The organism is Rhizobacter sp. P1_G5 (genome assembly GCF_056405435.1).
The window spans coordinates 1-4286 of the sequence record NZ_JBFUCB010000530.1 but is presented as its reverse complement, the minus strand read 5'-3'; the positions used below and the strand labels follow the sequence as shown (position 1 = coordinate 4286).

The following is a 4286-nucleotide window of genomic DNA, read 5'->3' as shown; positions in this document are numbered from 1 at the left end:
GACCTGGTGCGCGAGGGGGTGGATTGCGTGCTGCGCGCCGGCAGCCCGCGCGATTCGTCGATGGTGTTGCGGCACGTGGCCGACCAGCCGCAGCTCACCTGCGCGAGCCCGGCCTATCTGGCGAAGTACGGTGTGCCCGCATCACTCGACGACCTGCCGCGGCACCGCGCGGTGAACTTTCTGTCAAGCGCGACGGGCCGGCGCGCGCCCTTCGACTTCATCGTCGACGGGCAGCCGCAGGTGGTGTTGATGAAGGGCAGCCTCTCGGTGCGCCATGCCGACGCCTATCTGGCCTGTTGCCTGGCCGGGCAGGGCTTGATCCAGATCCCGCGCTACCACGTGGAGGCCGAGGTGGCCGACGGGCGCCTGCAGGAGGTGCTGGCGCCGTGGTGCCCGGCGCCGATGCCGGTCTCGCTGCTGTACCCGCACAGCCGGCAGCTGTCGCCGCGGGTGCGGGTGTTCGTCGACTGGGTCAGCGCGCGGATGCAGGCCGCTGGTGCAGCGCCGAGTCGCGGATCCGGACCACCTCGCGCTTGATGGCCGGGACCGCGCTGGCCGCGGCGGCGGGCACGGCGGCGGCCATCAGCAGCACGTCGGCAGCGAAGGCGTTGCGGTCGGCGCGTTCGGTGACCGGAAGGCCGATCGCCACGGCCGCGAAGGCCACCGCCACCGGCACGGCCACGCCGACGCCGGGGAGCAGTTTGCGCGAGGCCGGCGATGAGAGCAGGTGTGACGGGCTCATGGTGTTCTCCCTGGCGATGGTCCCATTCTGAAGACGACCCTAAGACCTTGGTGTAGGTGCGCTCAAGCACCCGCTGTAGGAATTCCGCCCGCGCTGCCGGTCGCGGTCGGCGCGGGTGGTGACGGCAGGTGGTGCATCGAGCCGAAGCTGCGGGCGTAGGCCCAGGTCAGTTCGGCGCCCAGCAGGAAGATCTGCGCCGAGTAGTACACCCACACGAAGATCACGATCAGCGAGCCGGCGGCCCCGAAACCCGAGGCCACGCCGCTGGTGCCGATGTAGGCGCCGATCAGGTAGCGGCCGACGGTGAACAGCACCGCGGTCAGCAGCGCACCCAGCCACACGTCGTGCCAGCGCACGGCGACACGCGGCATCAGCTTGTAGATCATCGCGAACACGCCGGTCGTCATCAGCAGCCCGACCCCGAGGTTCACCGCCTGCGCAAGCGTGGCCCAGTTGCCGAACACGCCGCCCCACCACTTGCCGAGCGCCGAGATCGCGGCGCTGAGCACCAGCGAGACCATCAGCAGGAAGGCGATGCCGAGGATCATGCCGAACGACAGCAGCCGCGTGCGCAGCAGGTTCCACCAGCCGCTCGCGCGAACGCGGGCCGGCGCGCGCCAGATGCGGTCGAGCGCGTCCTGCAACTCGCCGAACACCGAGGTGGCGCCCACCAGCAGCACGGCGATGCCGAGCAGCGCCGAGGCCGTGCCCTCGGCCGGCCTGTGCAGGCTGGCCAGCACCGCTTCCACGGCCTGGGCCGATTCGGTGCCGAGCAGGCCGCGGATCTGGCCGAACACCTCGCCGCGCGCCGCCTCTTCGCCGAACACCAGCCCGGCGATCGCGATCACGATCAGCAGCAGCGGCGCCAGCGAGAACATGCTGTAGTACGACAGCGCCGCGCCCATGCTGGGCGCGTAGTCGTCGATCCACGCATTGCCGGCCTGCTTCACGAGCGACCACCAGGCGCGCAGGCCGGGCCAGCGGGAGGGGAGCGGGGCGGCGGTTTCCATCGCCGCCCAGCGTACGCAGCCGACGCGCTCAGCCAATCGTCCAGCGGCGCGTGTGGCTGTAGGAGGGCGCCTGGGGTTTGTTGACCCTACAGCGTGTTCAGGAACGCCAGCACCGCCGCCCGGTCGTCCCTCGACAAGACCTCGAAACGCTGGCGGCTGTTGTCCGCCTCGCCGCCGTGCCAGCCGATCGCCTCCATCAGCGTGCGCGCCCGGCCGTCGTGCAGGTAGCGCACGTTCTGCGCGCTGCCTTGCACCCAGGGCAGCGAGCCGATGCCCCACAGCGGCGCGGTGCGCCACATCGACGGCTGCGCCTTGCCCTCGGCCACCGTGTCCGCCAGGCCCGTTCCCATGTCGTGCAGCAGCAGGTTGGTGTACGGGTGGATGGTCTGGTCGCGCAGCTCGGCGAACGGGTGGGTCGTGCCGGTCTTCAGCGTCGCCACGTGGCAGGCGGTGCAGTTGACCTGTGCGAACAGCTGCGCGCCGCGTGTCACCTGCGCCGGGTTCACCTCGTGCTCCGGCGAGACCCGCACGCCGGCCGGGAACGCGCTGCGCAGGCTGCGCTGCGCCGGCACCGCGAGCAGCTCCAGGTACTGCACGACGCGCTGCAGCTCCTGCTCGTTGACACCGGTGCCCTGCGGGTTGCTGCGGCAATCGGCCGCGGCCCGCTGGCAGCTGCGCGACGGGTACACCGGCGACACCACGCCCATGTCGTTGACCAGCGCCTCGGCGGCCTGGTGGCGCACGCTCGCCTTCGCGGCCTTCCAGCCGAAGCGGCCGAGGCGCGTCTGGCCCGTCTCCGGATCGGTCACCAGGTTGGCGACGCCGCGGATGCCGTCGCCGTTCGCATCGGCCGGGTCGGCCAGCGCGAGCACCGTGCTCTCGGGCAAAGCCTCGAGCAAACCGACGCCGATCACCTGCGGTGCCTGGCGCGCCGAGTACTGCGCCGGCACCGGGCCCTTGAACGCGTAGACCGGCTTCTGCAGCTCGACCTTCTCGCCGTCGGCCAGCGTGCGCACCGTCGTCGTGTAGGCCTGCACGCTGACGCCGTAGTCGGCCGCGCCGGCGGCGGCGGCCTTCTGCAGCACATTGAGGCCGTAGGTCGCATCGGGCACGCGCCTGCCATCGGCACCGGCCGTGCCGGTCAGCACCGTACCGGCGAACGCCGTGCCGGCCGCCGGTGCCGCCGTGCGGCCATTCAGCGCATGGCATGCGATGCAGCTCACCTGGTTGTAGCGCGGGCCGAGCTGCCCGGCATGCGCGCTGAACACCGGGTTGCTCTCCGGATGCTCCGAATGCCGGCCGTCGATGAACGAGGTGTGGAACAGCCGCCGCCCCTCGACAAAGCGCTTCGTGTTCTGGATGCCGATGTTGTTGGCCATCTGCTGGAACACGCGCATCGGCTCTTCGGAGTAGTTGTACGACAGGCTGGTCTGCCCGCCGGACAGCGTCTCGGGCGGCAGGGCCGCGGAGTCCAGGTTCGGCGCGATGCCGTACCAGGGCCGCAGCCCGACGCCGGCCACGTACAGCTGCTCGAACGAGTAGTAGCGTGCGCCGCCGCCATCGATCACCGCGCTGCCGTCGGCGTTGTACTTGAGCCGCGGCGCGGGCGCGAGCTCGACCGGATCGCCCACCTTCAGCCGGCTGTGCGGATCGGTGCGCCAGTTGGTGTCGACCGAGAACTGGCAGTCGGCATCCGGCTGCCCGGCGATGCAGATCGGCAGCGGGTAATTGTCGGCATTCAGGAATTTCGGGTTGCCGAAGCCGTAGTTGAGCGCCCAGCCGTAATCGCGCACGTTCGGATCGCCGGCGTTGCGGAACAGGCTGAAGGTGGTGCCGTCGAAGGTGCCGTCGTTGACGCGCAGCGTGAAGGTGATCTTCGAGCGGCCGGCGGGCACCTCGTCGCGGATCACCAGGCCGAAGGTTCGGTTCTGGAAGTAGAACGACGGGAAGGTCAGGTAGCGGCCCGGGCCCTGGTCGGGCGCGTCCCAGGCCTCGCCACGTTCGCGCGCATGGCGTTCGGTCGGGCGCATGCCCATGTAGGTGACCAGCGTGCCGTCGGCCTCGACGGCCTGGATCGGTTCGATGATCGGCGTGCCCTGCGGGAACAGCGGCACCACGGCGACCGGGTCGGGCGGGTTGGTGTTGCCGCCGACCAGCCTGAACTGCTGTGCGCCGGCGCCGTTGCAGCCGTACTGGCGCAGGCTCGCGGCATCGGCCGCCTGCACGCACTTGCCGCTGTTGACGTTGACGAGCGTGACCACGCCGGCCGCCGGTTCGCCGAGCGTGAAGCGCTGCGCGTTGGTGCCGTTGTCGGTCCACTGCTGCAGCGGCGCGCCGTCGCTGGCGGAGGCGTTCTGCACGTCGATGGCGAGGCCGCTCGCCGCGACCGTCAGCTTGTAGACGCCGGCGGAGGCGAGTGTCACGTCGAACTGCTGCGTGGTGGTGCTGCTGCAGGTCTGCAGCTGCAGCGCCGTGCCACTCGCGTTGCTGCCGCCGTTGACACCGATGCACTGGCCGGTGGCGACGCTTTGCAA

The 4286-nt window shown here is 70.8% G+C and carries 4 protein-coding genes; 1 reads left to right on the top strand and 3 read right to left on the bottom strand.

Annotation, left to right across the window (positions count from 1 at the left end):
* Positions 1–537, top strand: a 537-nt coding sequence (locus tag AC1D12_RS26205; RefSeq protein ID WP_477843889.1) for a LysR substrate-binding domain-containing protein, incomplete at its 5' end; no start/stop codon positions are given.
* On the opposite strand, the gene AC1D12_RS26200 is transcribed toward AC1D12_RS26205, so the two are convergent.
* From AC1D12_RS26200 to AC1D12_RS26190, 3 genes are all read right to left on the bottom strand, one after another.
* On the bottom strand, positions 473–742 hold the full coding sequence (locus tag AC1D12_RS26200) for a hypothetical protein (protein WP_477843887.1): 270 nt from the start codon (positions 740–742) through the stop codon (positions 473–475). The genes AC1D12_RS26205 and AC1D12_RS26200 overlap by 65 nt on opposite strands.
* 62 nt (positions 743–804) lie before the next feature.
* On the bottom strand, positions 805–1752 hold the full coding sequence (locus tag AC1D12_RS26195; RefSeq protein ID WP_477843885.1) for a YihY/virulence factor BrkB family protein: 948 nt from the start codon (positions 1750–1752) through the stop codon (positions 805–807).
* A gap of 86 nt (positions 1753–1838) precedes the next feature.
* The coding region (locus AC1D12_RS26190) for a di-heme oxidoredictase family protein (protein WP_477843883.1) at positions 1839–4286 on the bottom strand (2448 nt) is incomplete at its 5' end.